The organism is Aeromicrobium changchenzhani (assembly GCF_057586615.1).
Genome location: NZ_CM172480.1, coordinates 1684402 through 1701816, shown reverse-complemented (window position 1 = coordinate 1701816; position 17415 = coordinate 1684402). Strand labels below are relative to the sequence as shown.

General features: G+C 61.2%; 11 protein-coding genes. 6 read left to right on the top strand and 5 right to left on the bottom strand.

Translation table 11 applies throughout. The features are described 5' to 3' along the window. Positions 1-16: 16 nt before the first annotated feature. Positions 17-3418 (top strand): bifunctional proline dehydrogenase/L-glutamate gamma-semialdehyde dehydrogenase, encoded by a 3402-nt coding sequence (locus AC2YB9_RS08605; protein WP_487268453.1) that lies wholly within the window; start codon positions 17-19, stop codon positions 3416-3418. A gap of 123 nt (positions 3419-3541) precedes the next feature. After that, the gene (gene sepH, locus AC2YB9_RS08600) at positions 3542-4546 is read left to right on the top strand and encodes a septation protein SepH (RefSeq protein WP_487268451.1); all 1005 of its coding nucleotides are present in this window, start codon (positions 3542-3544) and stop codon (positions 4544-4546) included. 19 nt (positions 4547-4565) lie between these two features. Here sepH and AC2YB9_RS08595 read toward each other — a convergent pair whose 3' ends face one another. The 4 genes from AC2YB9_RS08595 to AC2YB9_RS08580 all read right to left on the bottom strand — a co-directional run bounded on the left by AC2YB9_RS08595 (position 4566) and on the right by AC2YB9_RS08580 (position 9653). Continuing rightward, a complete protein-coding gene (locus tag AC2YB9_RS08595) occupies positions 4566-5219 on the bottom strand; it encodes a thymidine kinase (RefSeq protein WP_487268449.1) in 654 nt (217 codons plus the stop codon). Between the two features lie 62 nt (positions 5220-5281). Continuing rightward, entirely contained in the window at positions 5282-6379 is a 1098-nt protein-coding gene (locus AC2YB9_RS08590; protein ID WP_487268586.1) for an alkaline phosphatase family protein, read from the bottom strand. Positions 6380-6384: 5 nt separating this feature from the next. Next, complete coding sequence (locus tag AC2YB9_RS08585; protein ID WP_487268447.1) at positions 6385-6963, bottom strand: DUF5998 family protein; 579 nt, start codon at positions 6961-6963, stop codon at positions 6385-6387. After that, the gene (locus AC2YB9_RS08580; RefSeq protein WP_487268445.1) at positions 6963-9653 is read right to left on the bottom strand and encodes a bifunctional acetate--CoA ligase family protein/GNAT family N-acetyltransferase; all 2691 of its coding nucleotides are present in this window, start codon (positions 9651-9653) and stop codon (positions 6963-6965) included. The genes AC2YB9_RS08585 and AC2YB9_RS08580 overlap by 1 nt, the downstream gene beginning before the upstream one ends. Before the next feature lie 116 nt (positions 9654-9769). Between AC2YB9_RS08580 and AC2YB9_RS08575 the strand changes: the two genes are divergently transcribed. Genes AC2YB9_RS08575 through AC2YB9_RS08560 form a run of 4 tightly spaced genes read left to right on the top strand, consistent with a single transcriptional unit; the run spans position 9770 to position 15202 of the window. Further along, entirely contained in the window at positions 9770-12238 is a 2469-nt protein-coding gene (locus tag AC2YB9_RS08575; protein WP_487268444.1) for a DNA gyrase/topoisomerase IV subunit A, read from the top strand. A gap of 4 nt (positions 12239-12242) precedes the next feature. Next, on the top strand, positions 12243-12935 hold the full coding sequence (locus AC2YB9_RS08570) for an LppX_LprAFG lipoprotein (RefSeq protein WP_487268442.1): 693 nt from the start codon (positions 12243-12245) through the stop codon (positions 12933-12935). Beyond that, entirely contained in the window at positions 12932-14698 is a 1767-nt protein-coding gene (locus tag AC2YB9_RS08565) for an MFS transporter (protein WP_487268440.1), read from the top strand. Before AC2YB9_RS08570 ends, AC2YB9_RS08565 begins: the two co-directional genes overlap by 4 nt. Positions 14699-14707: 9 nt before the next feature. Beyond that, positions 14708-15202, top strand: a complete 495-nt coding sequence (locus tag AC2YB9_RS08560) for a beta-class carbonic anhydrase (protein WP_487268439.1) — start codon at positions 14708-14710, stop codon at positions 15200-15202. Positions 15203-15208: 6 nt separating this feature from the next. On the opposite strand, the gene AC2YB9_RS08555 is transcribed toward AC2YB9_RS08560, so the two are convergent. After that, complete coding sequence (locus AC2YB9_RS08555) at positions 15209-17287, bottom strand: DNA gyrase/topoisomerase IV subunit B (RefSeq protein ID WP_487268438.1); 2079 nt, start codon at positions 17285-17287, stop codon at positions 15209-15211. Positions 17288-17415 lie beyond the last annotated feature (128 nt).

Sequence of the window (17415 nt, the reverse complement as noted above, 5' to 3'; positions counted from 1 at the left end):
TAACCTAGGCCTCGACATGACCGATCTCACTCTTGCCGATGAAAGCGTCGATCTCGTACGCCGCTGGATCGACCCCGCCGCCCAGGAAAAGCAGCGCCGCAACCCGGCTGCGAAGCGTCTTGCGCACCTCCTGAAGGACCCGAGCGGTCTGGACTTCACGATCGGCTTCGTCGACCGGGTCATCCGCCCTGAAGATCCCTACGTCGCAGCGCACAATCTCCGCTCACTCGCGGCCAAAACACCTACGTTCCTGCCATGGCACTTGCGTTTCCTCGTTAAGTTGGGAGCCTTGTTTTCGCTGCTGGCACCACGTTTCGTCGTAGCTGTCGCACGTCGCTCGCTCCGCCGTATGGTCGGTCATCTGATCATCGACGCCCGGCCGGACAAACTGGGCAAAGCCATCGGCAAACTCCGGGCCGACGGCGACCGCCTCAATCTCAATTTGCTCGGCGAGGCCGTGCTCGGTGAGCGTGAAGCCGCCCGGCGACTCAAGGGCACCGAAGAACTGCTCGCACGCGAGGACGTCGACTACGTTTCGGTCAAGGTTTCGGCAATCGCCAGCCAGCTGTCGATGTGGGCCTTCGACGACACCGTCAACCGCGTCGCTGACAACTTGATGCCGTTGTATGAGATCGCAGCCGCCGGGCCAGACAAATTCATCAATCTCGACATGGAGGAGTACCGCGATCTCGACCTGACGATCGCCGTCTTTACCAAGGTTCTCGATCGGTTCCCGCAGCTTGAGGCAGGCATCGTCCTGCAGGCCTATCTGCCCGATGCGTTGGGCGCCATGGCCCGCCTACAACAGTGGGCACACGAGCGCCGCACGGCGGGCGGAGCGCCCATTAAGGCGCGCATCGTCAAGGGTGCCAATCTGGCGATGGAGCATGTCGACGCCGCGTTGCACGGCTGGCCACAAGCAACCTGGGCGACCAAGCAGCAAACCGACACCAACTACAAGCGGATCCTCAACTACGCATTCACCCCCGAACGCGCCGATGCGATCCGCATCGGCGTCGCCGGACAGAACCTCTTCGACATCGCCTACGCCTGGCTTCTGGCGGGCCACCGATCAGTCCGCGATGCAGTCGATTTCGAGATGCTGTTGGGTATGACCTCCGGACCGGTGTCCGCGGCGCGCCAAGAGATCGGCAAGCTACTGCTCTACACGCCGGTTGTGCATCCGGATGAGTTCGATGTGGCAATTTCCTATCTCGTACGCCGACTCGAAGAAAATGCCAGCTCGGACAACTTCATGTCTGCGGTGTTCGACCTCAGCACTAGTGCCGAATTATTCGAGCGGGAGAAGCACCGATTCATCGAGTCGGTCAAGGATCTGGATGATGACGTCCCCGGCCCTAACCGCAAACAGAACCGGCAGCACGAGGGCGTGTTTTCGTTCTCGGCCCCATTCACGAACACGCCCGACACCGATCCGTCGTTGCCGGCCAACCGCGCCTGGGGTCAGGCGCTGTTGGATCGTTCGATCTACACCCAGCTGGGCGAGCACACGGTCCACGACAACGCCATACCCGGGCCAGCCAGCCTTGAATCGCTGATCCGCCACACCCGCGATGCTGGCATCGAGTGGGGCAAACGTGACACCGATATCCGGGCCTGGCTGCTGCACCAATGCGCAAGTTCTCTGGCAGCACGCCGCGGTGACCTGATCGCAGTGATGGCCGCTGAGACCGGCAAGACCATCGCCGAAGCCGATGTCGAGGTTAGCGAAGCAATCGACTTCGCCAACTATTACGCGGAAGCAGCCCGGCGTCTCGATGCCGTCGATGGCGCAACCTTCACGAGCTCAAATCTGACCGTTGTGGCACCCCCATGGAACTTCCCCGTCGCAATTCCGGCAGGCTCGGTGCTGGCAGCTCTGGCCGCCGGCAGTGCCGTCATCATCAAGCCCGCGCCACAATCGCGTCGCTGCGCTGCGGTCATGGTCGAAGCGTTGTGGGAAGGCGGGATCCCGCGCGATGTGCTTACCTTCGCCTCGATTGATGAGGGTCCGCTCGGCAAAGCGCTCGTGTCGCATTCGATTGTCGATCGACTCATTCTTACCGGCGCTTGGGAAACTGCAGCATTGTTCCGTTCCTGGCGAAATGATCTCCCGCTGTTGGCCGAAACCAGTGGCAAGAATGCGATCATCGTCACGCCGAGCGCCGATTTCGACCATGCTGCTGCCGATGTCGCCAAGAGCGCATTCGGACATGCCGGGCAGAAATGTTCAGCGGCAAGTCTGGTGATCCTCGTCGGCTCGGTCGGAGAGTCTAAACGTTTCGAACGGCAACTCGTCGATGCTGTGTCTTCCCAGCAGGTCGGCTATCCACAGGATCCAAACGTTTTCATGGGGCCGTTGATCGAACCGGCGCAGGGCAAGCTCGCCGATGCATTGACGACCCTGGCGCCCGGTGAGGACTGGTTGATCAAGCCCGAACCACTCGATGACACCGGCCGACTTTGGTCGCCGGGGGTTCGCAGCGGTGTCGCGCCGGGCAGCCACTTTCATTCCACCGAGTTCTTCGGTCCGGTGCTCGGCATCATGCGGGCAAAGAATCTTGAAGAGGCAATCGCGTTCCAGAACGCAACCGACTACGGGCTGACCGCTGGCATCCATTCACTTGATGCCGATGAGGTCAACCAGTGGATCGACCAGGTCGAGGCGGGCAACCTGTATGTCAACCGCGGCATCACCGGCGCCATCGTTCAGCGGCAATCGTTCGGCGGCTGGAAACGATCCACCGTTGGGACAACGGCCAAGGCTGGCGGCCCCAACTATCTGACCCACTTGGGTTCGTGGGAGCCCAAGCCATTGCGCCCAGTCGCGCAGACCGGCCCGCTGAGCGAGCCTACGCAAGCGCTACTCGTCGCTGCGGCCGAACTCGTGTCTGTCGCCGAGCTCGACTGGCTACATGCTGCCGCGGGCTCGGACCAAAACGCTTGGCAACGTGAGTTCGGCATCGAGAAGGACCTTTCCGGTCTCGGCGTGGAACGCAATGTATTCCGCTATCTGGCAATGCCCGTCACCGTCCGCTTCGGTGAGAACGGTCGGCTCGCCGAACTCGTACGCGTATTGATCGCAGCCGATCGCGTCGGCGCCACTGTGCTGGTCAGCAGCCACGTCTCCTTGCCAGTCGAGCTCGCCTCTGACGTACGCGTTGAGTCCCACGCCGACTGGCTGGCCGCCGTTAAGCGCCTGCACCCCGAGCGGATTCGTCTAGTTGGTTCCGACGCGGGTGCCCTCGCGGGCGCAATAAACGGCGATCCTGACGTTGCCATCTATTCCAATCCGGTGACGCCATCAGGCCGGCTTGAGGCGCTACCGTTCCTGCGCGAGCAAACCATCAGCATCACGACGCACCGCTTTGGCAATCACGATGCCGCATTCGATGCGGTACTCCCCCGTCGTCACTGAACCCAAAGCTGCTGAACCCAAAATCCGTCAGAAGCGAAGAACCTTTCGCGTTTCGGCGCGTCGAGTGGGAATCAGCGCGCTGACCGACAACACTGAGAAGACGTAGATTTGATGGAGGATCCCATGCGCGAACTCGGTCTCGCCAGGCTGAGCGACGACAAGGCGGGTCTTATCGCGCTCGATTCCGCCACTGGAGAAGAATTCCGCATACGTGCCGATCATCGGACCAAGTCTCTGGTCGACTCCCTGTCACCGACAACCAAGCCGAGCACCGGTCAGTTGGAGAGCAAGATGAACAGTTCACTGAGCCCCCGCGACATCCAGACTCGAATCCGTCGTGGCGAAAGTCCTGAAACGATTGCCGAGGCAGCGGGTGTCGAGGTTGATCGGATCATGCCATACGCCGTTCCGGTTCTTGCCGAGCGCGAATACATGTGCGAGCAGGCCCGCAAGACCGTGCTCCGCCGCAAGCACGCCGGTGGCAGTGGCGTCCTGCTCGGCGCACTCGTCGACGACCAGTTACTTGCGCGCGGCGGCGCCCCGGAGACGGCTGTCTGGAATGCCTGGAAGCGCGAGGACGGCCGTTGGAACCTCGCGATCCTGCCCGAAGGCGCCAACGAAACCGCTAATTTCCTCTTTGACGTTCCTGGTCGGTATGTCGTGCCAGCCGATCAGCTGGCGCACGATCTGGTCGGCGATGTGGCACTGCCCGACTCAGCGGATATGGCGATCGCCGATGCCGTGCGTTCACCACTCAACGATGAGCCCGCCGTCACCCATGCCAACACCGAACAGCACCCACACGGCGTCTCATCATTGAAAGCGGCCCGGGATCGCCGTGCCATGGGACAGCTCGCATTGGGCGAAGAGGCCACCGATGAGCCGGGCACGAGCGGCGAGAGCCGCGCTAACAGTCCCGCCGAAACCGGCGAACGTATCGAAACGGACGAATCGACTTTTGTCGACGAATACACCACCTATGACATTAACGAGATCGACCAGAACGTCGCAGTTCCTGACACGATCGCCTCCCACCCGGCTCAGCAACCGAGCAAAAAGCGGCATGAGCGCCGTCGAGTGCCGAGTTGGGACGAAATCATGTTCGGCGGCAAGCCCGAGGCGGAATAATCGCTTTAATACTTTTCTTTCAAGAAAAGGGCAGTACATCGGGTGACAGTTGCGCAGCGCGTGCCGTGGCGGCAGTCATTCGGCGTCGATGGTGACGTCGGCACAACACCTCATAACCGATGACGGGCTGTCGGTCGTCGCTATAGTCCACATCGCCGACGACAATCACGTCACCCTCGGTGACCATGGCACCATCCTCGGTGCGCGCATTGTGGGTGGCGCGAGCGCCGCACCAACATAATGCCTCCACCTGAAGCGTCTGCACCCGATCGGCCAATTCGATCAGGCGAGCCGAGCCGGCGAAGAGCCGCGTGCGAAAATCGGTGAGGATCCCAAACGCGAACACATCGATGTCGAGTTCATCGACGATTTTAGCAATCTGGTCGATCTGATCCACAGTGTAAAACTGTGCCTCGTCGCAGACCAGATAATCGATGCGTCCACCATGGGTTAACTGATCGACAACGTAGTGCCAGAAGTTGAAATCGATGGGGACCTCGACCGCTTCGGCCGAAAGGCCCAGCCTGCTGGAAAGCGTTGAACGCCCAGCGCGGTCGTGTGAGGTGAACACCCGCCCGACACGACCGCGGGTCTTGTGATTGTGATCCATCTGCAGCGCAAGCGTCGACTTGCCGCAATCCATCGTGCCGGAATAGAAGTTGAGATCAGCCACTGGTCAAGTCTGCCAGTTACCGGTGGTCGAGTTGTCATGGCTTACGGCCAGGGTGCACACATTCAACTGCTGACGAGCAACGGAACGCGCATCTCCGTCGGTGTGACTGAGCCGTGGAAACCGGTCATCTTCTGTTCGATCGCGAAATCGACCGAAGAAAACACCGCAAAATTGCCGAGTGAAGCAACCAGCACATCGCCGATACGTGGCCGAACCAACGGGTCGATCGGGCCGAACCAGTCCTCGACACCATCCTGAGTACGTACGACAGCACGGTCGCCGAGCATCTCCTGCCAACGCTGAGCGACCTCCTCGGCAGCGCCATCGCGGGTGTGAATGTGGCGAAAGCGCGCTTCACCGGCCACGAGCGTGACATCCTTGCGCAACTCAGGATGCTGGTCGAGATCGAATCGGCCTTCCTTGGGGACATCCACCATGCCGTGGTCGGCCGTGACAACGAGGACGGCATCGGGCGGCAGATCTTCCCGCAACAGACGCAGGTCGGTGTCGATCGTGGTGAGCATGGCTTCCCATTCAGGCGAACCGCAACCGCGCGCATGACCGGTGTGGTCAAGCCTCGATTCATACGCATACACGACGGACTGAGCACTCGATTCCGAAGCGTCGACGATTTCGTCGAGTCGTTCCCAGACCGTTTCGATGCCACGAAAAGGAACTCCACGCTGGCTGCACAAGGTGAGGCCAGATTCAGCAAACATCGTGTCGTTGACAACCGTGACCGCAATGCCTTCGACCTGGAGGCGCTCAAGAACTGTCTCGTGTGGCTGCCACTCGAGCGGATCAACCGGCTGATCCCATTTGAGTGAATTGAGTCGCTGATTGGTACCGGGAATGCGGTTGGTGTAGCCCAAAACGCCATGGCGACCGGCGTTCAGTCCGGTCCCGAGCGAGGTGAGGCTGGTTGCGGTGGTCGATGGTACGCCCACAGTCATCGGCTCGCCCAGTGCCAGGCTCGATAAGAATGGGGCCGCCGCCGCATGATCGCGCAACAGATCAAATCCCATGCCATCGACGAGCAACACGACATACCGCGGTGCCGACGGGAGGTCCAGCGTGTTGGCAAAGCCGTCCACGCCGATTGCAGCACCAATACTTGGGAAAACAGTCTCCAATGACCGGCGGCCGAAATCTGGCAGCATGGTATTCAACGAACCTCCAACGCGGTGCGTGCTGACAGTGAACGCGCAAACCGGAGCAAATGCTGCACTGCTGCGCCACCGTCGGCCGTTGCGCTCAACCGGAGCGTGAAATCATCGCCAGCGATGCTGCCGGTGTAACCATGATCGGCTTCACACTCCGGATCGGCACAGCGTGCTGGTTCGAGGTCGACCCGCGACACCGCGCCCCAACTGATCGTCATGAGCACCTCTTCGGGGGCCTTGTTGGCAGCGCCCTTGGGGCTCGACGGCACCATACGGGTAACGACGACGGAGCGAATCGAGCTGACCGGAACTGCCTCACTGGTGGTTGAGGTGTAAGCCTCGGTCAGGATTTCGTCGGCCGGATGCTCATCGGTGTGGACGAGGACCAGTCGGGATCCAGTCAACGCAAGCACCGTCATGTGGCGACGAATCTCATCGCGATCGAAGGTTGGCTCGTGATGCAGAACAAAGTCGAGGACTGGTTCATCGGCAAGCGCGTCACGCATACCGGCGGCGACGGCTTCGGGATAGTAACCACTACGGGATACCGCGGCGAAGAGTTCTTTGCTGCTGTCGGTCATCAGACGAGCGTATCCCCCGCGGTTGCGGGCTGGCTGAGCCGTCGGGCATACCAGTCGCCGCGGCGATCAGTCGTGGGTACGGCCTTGGCCCGGGCGCTGAGCACGCTAAATCCTTCCGTGCGTACGAGTACCGGCTCAAGGTCGAGTTCGGCAACTTCGGGAAGGTCGTCCTTGAGCGCGGCAAGCCGCAAAATGATGTCCTCGATCGCACCGACGTCGACCGGTTCGGAACCGCGATAACCATAGAGGATCGGCGCGGATTTGAGGTCACGGATCATCGTCTGAGCATCGACATCGGTGAGCGGCGGAATGCCGTAAACCCGGTCGCCGAGCAGTTCGCTGGGCGCACCGGCAAGACCGAAAGATATCAACGGGCCGAAAAGTGGATCCTCCGAAGCCCTGAACGTCAACGGGACTCCTTCGGGTGCAGCGCGCTGCACGAAGAACGTCGTCTCACGGCGCATCCCCGCCCAGGTCGTGAGATCATCCCACGCCTCCCCCATCGACTCCGCATCGGTGATGTCACGCCAGATGTGGGCGAGATCGGGACGAGCGCGTAGGTGTTCAGAGCCGGCCTTGAGCACGACTTCCCAGCCGAGTTCCTCGCCAGCTGTGATGGCCTCTTCGCGGGTGTGAACGTTGACCCAGGTCCAGATGTCGATGCCATAGCAGGCGAGCAGATCGTGAACCTGTTTTGTCGACAGAATCGCGCCGCGCGGTGCCTTGGCCAGCACTTCGCGGATGATCTCGCGCGCATCGCCGGTTCGATGATCCAAGGCGACGCGAAAATCTCCTTGATCTTTGGCAGCCCACTCCGCATAGTGCACAACGCGGGCCAATGCGCGTACGGCTGATTCTGGTGCGGCATAGGACGGTACGGAGCCGCGGCCGGCCTCGGCGCCAAGATCAGGGACACGCAGGAGTTCGGGCACGCCTTCCCGGCCCAAGAAGGTCGAGACGATCGGTTTGTCGGACTGTTCGCCGATCGCGGCAAGGACATTGGCGACCTCCTCGCCGGACGTATTCAACGGCGGGATGTAGACCGCAACAAGTGCGTCGATGTCGGGACTGATCAGCGCACGTTCGATTGCCTTCTCGAAGGCCGCCTCATCGGCATCAGCGCCAAGTGCCACCGGCGGGCTGACGTTAAGACCAACTGCCGCCGCCGCATCAGCAACGAGCAACCCCATTGCATCGGAGTTGCCGACAATTGCGATCCGATTGCCCCGCGGCAACGGCTGATGCGCGAGCAACTGCGCGACGTCGAACATCTCATCTAGGGTGTCGACCTGAATGACCCCCGCCTGTCGGAACATCGCATCGACAGCGGACTGTGGCGCAGCGGTTTGTTTGATCACGTGGCCGACCGGAATGCCCTGGGTGGACCGGCCGGATTTCACCGCCACGATCGGCTTGGTGCGCGACACTCGGCGGGCAATCCGCGAGAATTTGCGTGGGTTACCGATCGACTCCAAATAGAGCAAGACAACCTCGGTCGCATCGTCCTCCTGCCAGTACTGAAGCAGGTCGTTGCCCGACACATCGGCACGGTTGCCGGCCGACACGAAGGTGGAGAGCCCCAGCCCACGTCGGGCGACGGACTCGAGGATCGCGGTGCCGAGCGCACCAGATTGGCAGAAGAAGCCAACCCGCCCGCGGTGCGGCATGGTCGGCGCCAGCGACGCGTTGAGTTGCATGTCAAGACCGGTATTGATGATGCCTAGGCAGTTCGGGCCGATCAGCCGCAATCCGTAACTACGGCTGAGACCAAGCAATTTTCGCTGCCGTTGACGGCCGCGGGGACCTTCCTCGGCAAAGCCTGCGGAGATGACCACGAGGCCGTGCACGCCCTTGTTGGCGCAGTCGAGAACGACATCGTTGACCGATTCTGCCGGCACCGCAACGATGGCCAAATCGACTTGATTGGGTATGTCGCTGACGGTCGCATATGCCGGTATCCCCGATACCGACATGGATTGGGAATTGACCGGATAAATGTTGCCGGTGAAATCGCCAAGAACCAAGTTGCGAACCATCGCCTGACCGATACTGCCTTGCCGCCGACTCGCGCCGACGACCGCAACACTGCTGGCGTTGAAGATGCGCTCAATCGAAGCTGCTTCGGCACGTTGCTCCCGCGCACGCATCACTCCAAGCGCAGTTTCGGTGGGATCGAGCCTAAATTCCAACCGTAGGACGCCGTGTTCCATCGTGTTGGCGACCACGTAGCCCATTTCGCGGAAAATCTGGAGCATTCTGGTATTGGTGGGCAGCACATCGGCGACAAATGCGCCGATGCCGCTCTCACGTCCGGCTTGGGCGAGGTGTTCGAGTAAGAGTTGGCCAATGCCGCGACCCTGATGGGCATCTTCCACAAGGAACGCGACCTCAGCCTCGTCGTCAGTCACCGCGTCATAACGGCCGACCGCAATGATGTCGTCGATCATCGTGATGACAAATGCCACTCGCCGGTTGTTGTCGACCGTCGTAAACCGTTTGACGTCCTTGACCGACAGCTCCGGATAAGGCGCGAAGAATCGAAGATACTTAGATTCGTCGGACACTCGCGCGTAGAACGCGACGAGCCCGTCAGCATCGGCAGGAACAATGGGCCTGATCTGGGCCGCTCGCCCATCCTTAAGCAGGACATCGGCGTCCCAATGGTCCGCGGCACGTACATCGGTGGTCACATGCTGAGCGTATCGTGACGGCGTTCACGGCGGGGATCAATCCATACTTACCCGGCGTGGCAATCGACCCGACCTGCGTGATCGCGGGACAATAGGGATCGATCAGGAGAGGACGTATGGCGCGCCGCACCACCAGCACCCAGGACGACGATTTCGACGAGCACATTATCGACACGAGCATCGTCGCAGAAATGAATTCGAGTTATCTCGAATACGCCTACTCCGTGATCTATTCGCGGGCACTGCCCGATGCCCGCGACGGGCTCAAGCCGGTGCAACGGCGAATCCTTTACACCATGGACGACATGAGCCTGTGGCACGACCGCGGCCACGTCAAGAGCGCCCGTGTTGTCGGCGAGGTCATGGGCCGGCTGCACCCACACGGCGACAGCGCGATCTACGACGCGATGGTTCGCCTGCATCAGCCATGGTCTCAGCGGCTCCCGTTCATCGACGGCCACGGTAACTTCGGTTCACCCGATGATCCGCCAGCCGCAATGCGCTATACCGAAGCGCGCATGGATCCCGCTGCCGAAGCGATGACGGCATCGATCCACGAGGACACCGTCGACTTCCGACCCAATTACGACGGTCGCGAGACCGAACCAAGCGTGCTTCCGGCCGCATTGCCCAATCTGTTGATCAATGGTGCCAGTGGCATCGCGGTCGGTATGGCCACCAACCTCGCGCCGCACAACCCGATCGAGGTCATTCAGGCCCTGCGCCACCTGATCAAGAAGCCGGAGGCTTCGCTCGACGATCTGATGCGTTTCATTCCCGGCCCCGATTTGCCGACCGGCGGCAAGATCATCGGCCTGGACGGCATCCGGTCCGCCTACGCGACTGGCAATGGCAGTTTCCGGATCCGCGCCACAACCCGGATTGAGGCAGTGACGGCCCGCCGCAAGGGCATCGTTGTGACCGAGTTGCCTTACAACGTCGGGCCCGAGAAAGTCATCGAAGCGATCAAGAAGTTGGTCCAGGCCAAGAAGCTGCACGGCATCTCCGATGTCAAGAACCTCACGGACCGGCACAAGGGATTGAACCTGGTCATTGAGGTCAAGAACGGCATTCACCCCGAAGCATTGCTCGAGCAACTGTTCAAGCACACGCCAATGGAGACGTCGTTCGGCATCAATGCAGTCGCCCTCGTCGAGGGACAACCCCGGACCCTTGGGCTCAAGGAAATGCTTGAGGTCTATCTGCATCACCGCTTCGACGTCGTGCGTCGCCGCAGTGAATACCGTCGCCGCAGGGCCACCGAACGGTTGCACCTCGTGGAAGGTTTGCTGATCGCAATCCTGGACATTGACGAGGTCATCCAGTTGATTCGCGGCAGCGACAACACTGCTGAGGCGCGCGAGCGGCTCATGCAGGTCTTCGATCTCACCGAGATCCAGGCCAATCACATTCTCGAACTCCAGTTGCGACGCCTGACGAAATTCTCCCGAATCGAGCTCGAAAAGGATCGCGACGAGCTGCTCCAGACAATCGCCGATCTCGGAGCGATCCTGGCCGACGAAAACATCCTTCGCGGCCTTGTCGGCGACGAGCTCGCAGCGATGGCGAAGGAGTTCGGCAATCCGCGCCGCACGATCCTGCTCGAATCGGCCGGCACAGTCGTCTCGTCGGCAACGCCGCTCGAAGTTGCCGACGACCCGTGCTGGGCTCTGCTGTCGGCGACCGGTCTGTTGGCACGGACCGCCGACGATTCGCCGTTCGGCGAGGTTACTGGTCGGGCCAAGCACGACACAATCGTCGCGGCAATCCGGACGACTGCGCGTGGTGAGATCGGCGTCGTGACGAGCGACGGCCGCGTGCACAAACTCAACGTTCTCGATCTGCCCGGTCTACCACCGACCGCACATTCACCGCATCTGCAAGGGGGCGTGCCGGTCAGCGAAATCCTCGCGCTCGATGCCAAGGTTTTAACCTTGATGACTTTCGCGGCCGATCAGCCCGGGCTCGCCGTCGGCACCAAGGCCGGCACGGTCAAGCGCATCAAGCCCGACTACCTGGCGAATCGCGATGATTGGGATCTGATCCATCTGACCGCGGGCGACGAACTCGTCGGTGCTGTTCCGTTGACGACCGGTCACGAGCAACTTGTGTTCATCACGACTGATGCCCAACTACTTCGGTTCAGTGCCGATGTTGTACGTCCGCAGGGTCGCTCCGGCAGCGGCGTTGCCGGGATCAAACTCAGCACCGATTGCTCGGTGGTGTTTTTCGGTGCGCTCGACAGCCAGCACGAGGCCGAAGTCGTCACGATCGCCGGATCCATCGATGCGTTGCCCGGCACCGAAAATGGCGCGGCCAAGGTCAGCCCGTTGGCAATCTATCCCGCCAAGGGGCGTGCCACCGGTGGCGTACGCTGCCACCGCCTACTCAAGGGCGAGGATGCGCTCATTCTGGCGTGGGCTGGCCCCGGGCCGGCGATGGCCTCGGCAAGCAGCGGCTCCGCGGTTGACCTACCCGAAACGACGGAACGCCGTGATGGTTCGGGAACGCCGTTGGCACAGCCCGCTATCGCGGTTTCCGGCCCCGTATCCGGGTTGCTCGGAACCCAACTCATGGAAGACTGATCGCGTGCGCATACGAATCTTCACCGTCATTGTCGCTGTCACCGTCGTGATCGGCCTAGCCGGCTGCGGTGGCTCCGATGCCAAACCCACGGCCAGCGATCTTGCACCACGGTTGGCGAAGGCCAAGACCGCACTGGATGGGGCCGAAACAATCCATCTGGAGCTGAGCACCACCAAGCTGCCAAGTGGCGTCAACGGGCTCCTCAGCGCGGACGGCGATGGCAATCACTCCCCCGCTTTCAAGGGCAAAGTCAAGGTCGTCGCTTCGGGTGCGAGCCTCGGCGCCGACGTCGTTGCCGTCGACGGCACCGTTTATGCCAAGGTGAGCTTTGCACCGGCGTTCCTAACCATCGATCCGGCTTCCCTTAAAGCGCCTGACCCGGCGGCGCTGGTCGCCACCACGGGCGGCGTTTCCGATTTGCTGATCAAGAGCACGAAGCTCTCAGATAATGGCAAAAGCCGTGCCGGGTCAGTCGTACTGACCAGCATTAAGGGCACGCTCCCCGGTGCCGTGGTTCAGTCGCTGGTGCCGTCGGCCAATGCCGCCAAACCGTTCGCGGTGACCTATCGGCTGACCGACAAGAACGAACTCCATGACGCGACGATCACCGGACCCTTCTATCCCGGCGCCGATTCACTGACCTACACGGTCAGCGTGACGACCTCATCGACACCAGTGACAATCACCAAGCCGTGAATCCAACCGGGCCCGCGGGGACCCGAGGCGCCGCGGCCGGGTCACACACACTCCTAGCGCTCGCGGCCGTCGCGATCGCTTTTGCTGCGGCCGACACCTATGTCGTCGTGCTCGCACTGCCGGACATGATGGCCTCAACCGGCCTTGACATCGATCAATTGCAACGGGCCGCCCCGATCGTGTCGGGGTTCCTGCTCGGTTATGTGGGCATACTCCCGCTGATCGGTCGAATCTCTGATCTGCGCGGCCGAGTCCCCGTCCTGCTCGGTTCGCTCGCGATCTTCGCGCTTGGTTCATTGGTGACGGCAGTCGCCTACAACCTCGACAGTATGGTGATCGGCCGCTTCATCCAGGGTATGGGTGGCGGCGGCCTGATCCCGCCGACGCTCGCACTGGTCGCTGACACCTGGCCGCCCTCACACCGCGGTTTGCCACTCGGGATCATCGGCGCGGTACAGGAACTCGGTAGCGTTCTCGGCCCGCTCTATGGTGCCGCGGTGTTGGCAGTTGGCGACTGGCGCGACATCTTCTGGCTGAATTGTGCGATCGGACTCGTGCTGGCCGCGGCGATGCTTCACACCCGAACCGACAAGCCGCGCAACGACGCGACGGCACAGCGGAAGCGGCACGACCTGCTCGGCATTGGGCTGCTTGTGCTCATGCTCACGGCACTCGCGCTGGTAATGGCCGCCCCAAACTTTCTGACCGCGGGCATCAACTCCGGACGAGCTTTCCTTCCGATCCATGGTGATTCGCGCTGGCTGACGCCGCTGGCGCTGTTCTTGTATCTGGCTTTCGGGTTGTTTGTCCTTCGTGAAGCGCTCGCCCGACAGCCGTTGCTCAGCTGGCGTGCCTGGGGCGAGATTGCGCGCGCGACCGACTTGATCGGCGCTCTGCTGATGGCGATCGGATTGGGCGCGGTGATCGTCGCGTTCGCTTCAGCCGAACCTGAGAGCAATTCGATCAGCGCTAACGCACCCATACTGCTCCCGATGGCATTAATTGCTGCCATCGCCTTCGCCTGGCGGCAGAAAACAGCGCGATCGCCACTGATTCCGCGGCGTGCACTGGCACATCGAGCCGCATGGGGTTCGATGGCCGTTTCCTTTTTCATCGGCGCAGCACTCATCGCAGCGCTGGTCGACATACCTTTCTTTGCGCGGCTGACGATCTACCCGGACTCCCAACTGGACGCTGCGCTCGTCCTCGTCCGTTTCCTCGTCGCATTGCCGATCGGCGCATTGTTGGGCGGGTGGCTGCTCCGATATACCAATGCGGCGGTGCTCACGACGGTCGCAATGACGATGAGCGGCCTTGCCTTCGTCCACATGGCCACATGGAACGAAAAATCGCTTGAGCACCCAATCGAGACGCTATCGCTCATCGTGGCAGGAATTGGCTTTGGTCTGGCCATCGCGCCGATCAATGCGGTCCTGTTGGAGGTCACCGACGATGCCGTCCATGGCGTTGCATCGGGTTTCCTGATTGTGGCTCGTATGGTCGGTATGTTGATCGGCATCTCGGCCCTCACGACGATCGGTCTACATCGCTTTTATGCGGCATCCTCGGCGATTCCGCCGGCCACGGATCTCTGCAATGGTGTCAATACCGCATGTGACGCCTACCAGGATGCGCTGCTCGGCGCCGGCATTTCACAATTGCATGCGGTCTTCGCGGGCGCGGCAGTTTGCGCGTTCCTCGCGGCTGTACTCGGCAGCATACTTTTGCGACCAGGTCGAACGAGCACAACAACGCAGCAGTAATGTGGAAATGTGAATGATTTTTCCGACCTTCTCGCTGCCAATGAAAATTATGCCGCTGACTTTGGCCTCTCCGGATTCGACGGCATCGCCCAAGCCGGTGTCTGCATGGTGACCTGTATGGATTCCCGCATCGACCCGCTTGCCATGATCGGTATCCACGCCGGCGACGCCAAAATTCTCCGCAACCCGGGTGGGCGTGTCGATGACCAGGTTTTGGTTGCGCTGGTGCTGAGCGTCGCTACGCTCAACGTCAACAGAGTCATGATCGTCGAGCACACTCGCTGTGCAATGGGATCGTCCACCGATGAAGAACTACATGACAAGATTTCTGAGATCACCGCGACCGATTCGACGTGGTTGACGCTCGGCGTCATCACCGATCAAGAACGCACCGTCATCGCCGACGTCCACAGAGCGCGATCGCACCCCCTGATCCCGAGCACCGTCGGAATCGGCGGCTTCATCTATGACGTCGACTCAGGACTGCTCAAGCAGGTCGCCTGAACTAGTTCAAGCGTCGATCTGGTCAGCATCTAACTCGTAGGCGCCTTGCACAATGAACTCCTTGCGCGGGGCAACCTCATGGCCCATGAGCAGTTCGAAGACCGTGGCGGCTTCCTCCGCGTCGTCAACGGTGAGTCGGCGCAGGGTGCGATGACGTGGGTCCATTGTGGTCTCGGCCAGCTGGTGGGCATCCATCTCACCGAGGCCCTTGTAGCGCTGAACCGGGTCCTTCCAGCGGATGCCTTTCTTGGCTAACTCGGCCAGCTTGCGCTGCAATTCTGGATCCGAATAGGTGTACACGTACTTCCCCGTCCCCTTCTTGGGGTTGGTCAACTCGATCCGGTGCAGCGGAGGCACCGCCGTGTAAACCCTGCCGGCCTCCACGAGCGGCCGCATATAGCCGAAGAACAAGGTCGCCAGCAGACAACGAATGTGCGCGCCATCGGAGTCGGCGTCGGCCATGAAGATGATGCGTCCGTAGCGAGCATTATCGACGTCGAACGTACGTCCCGAGCCAGCACCGACGACTTGGATGATCGACGAACACTCAACATTCTTGAGCATGTCGCCGATCGAAGCCTTCTGTACGTTGAGGATCTTGCCTCGGATCGGCAGGAGCGCTTGGTATTCCGAATCGCGGGCTGACTTCGCAGTGCCTAGCGCCGAGTCTCCCTCGACGATGAAAAGTTCGCTGCGTTCAACGTCATTGCTGCGACAATCGGCCAGCTTGGACGGCAATGCACTGGATTCGAGCGCATTCTTGCGGCGCTGCGTGTCGCGCTGCTGGCGGGCCATCAGCCGTGTCCGGGACGCACCCACGACCTTTTCCATGACGCGCTTGGCCTTTGCCCGGTGCGCCGTCTTATTGGACGTCAGAAACGCCGTCAGTTCATTCCTGACGACCGTGTTAACGATCTTCTGCACAGCGGGTGTGCCGAGAATCTCCTTGGTCTGCCCTTCGAACTGCGGCTCGGCCAGCCGCACCGTGACCACTGCTGTCAGCCCTTCGAGAATGTCGTCCTTGATGACATCGGGGTCAGCCGTCTTGAGTTGGCGAGACGCACGCAGCACGTCATTGAAAGTCTTGGTGAGCCCGCGCTCAAACCCTTGGATATGGGTGCCGCCCTTGGGCGTGGCAATGATGTTCACGAAAGACCGAACATCATGCTCATAGCCATCGCCCCACCGCAACGCGATGTCGACGCCCAGATCACGGTCAACATCCTGTGGGCTCATATGGCCCTTGTTGTCAAGCAACGGAACCGTTTCGGTGAAGGTCTCGTGGCCCTGCAGCCGAAGAATATCGGTCACTGCCTCCCCGTGCGCGAGGAAATCGCAGAACTCCGCGATGCCGCCGTCATGCTTAAACGATTCCTCGATGACTTCCTCGGCGCGCTCGTCACGGATCACGATCTCCAGTCCGGGGACTAGGAATGACGTCTGGCGCGCGCGGGTGGCGAGTTCGTCGTAGGAGAACTTCGCGCCCTTGATGAAGATTTGCGGATCGGACCAATAGCGCACCCGTGTGCCGCGCCGCGCCTTGGCGACCTTGCCGATCTTGCGCAACTGATTGCCTGGGGTGAAGTCGTCGTCAGGGTTCGGACCGGCAAAGACCCCCGGCACGCCACGCCGAAACGACATCGCCCAGGTGACGCCGCCCTTGTCGACTTCGACATCGAGGCGGGACGAGAGGGCATTGACCACCGAGGCGCCGACGCCATGCAGGCCACCGGTCGCAACATAGGAGCCGCCGCCGAACTTGCCACCGGCGTGCAGTTTCGTGAAGACCACTTCAACACCGCTGAGCCCAGTTTTCTTCTCATTGTCGACCGGGATGCCGCGACCGTTGTCGTGGACTTCGACCGAACCATCACGGTGCAGGATGACCTGAATTTTGGTGCAAACGTCAACGAGCGCTTCGTCCACCGCATTGTCGATGATCTCCCACAGGCAATGCATGAGCCCACGAGTGTCGGTCGAGCCGACATACATGCCCGGTCGCTTGCGGACTGCTTCCAGCCCTTCGAGGACGAGCAGGTTCCGGGCGTCGTACGTGGCTTCGATGATGATTTCCTTGCGCAACATAACTGCACCACCACGTTGGTGGCTAGTTCCACAATATCGGGGCAGCCCGCTCAAACTGGCCGGGACACGCGGGCACGAAATGCGTGTCCTCCCATCCCGGCTTGGCATGACAGGGTATGCATAGGAGC

Excerpts from the sequence above, each read along its gene's own strand:
- AC2YB9_RS08605 (WP_487268453.1), top strand. The coding sequence starts at position 17 with ATGACCGATCTCACTCTTGCCGATGAAAGCGTCGATCTCGTACGCCGC.
- AC2YB9_RS08575 (WP_487268444.1), top strand. The coding sequence starts at position 9,770 with ATGGCGCGCCGCACCACCAGCACCCAGGACGACGATTTCGACGAGCAC.
- sepH (WP_487268451.1), top strand. The coding sequence starts at position 3,542 with ATGCGCGAACTCGGTCTCGCCAGGCTGAGCGACGACAAGGCGGGTCTT.
- AC2YB9_RS08590 (WP_487268586.1), bottom strand. The coding sequence starts at position 6,379 with ATGCTGCCAGATTTCGGCCGCCGGTCATTGGAGACTGTTTTCCCAAGT.
- AC2YB9_RS08555 (WP_487268438.1), bottom strand. The coding sequence starts at position 17,287 with ATGTTGCGCAAGGAAATCATCATCGAAGCCACGTACGACGCCCGGAAC.
- AC2YB9_RS08585 (WP_487268447.1), bottom strand. The coding sequence starts at position 6,963 with ATGACCGACAGCAGCAAAGAACTCTTCGCCGCGGTATCCCGTAGTGGT.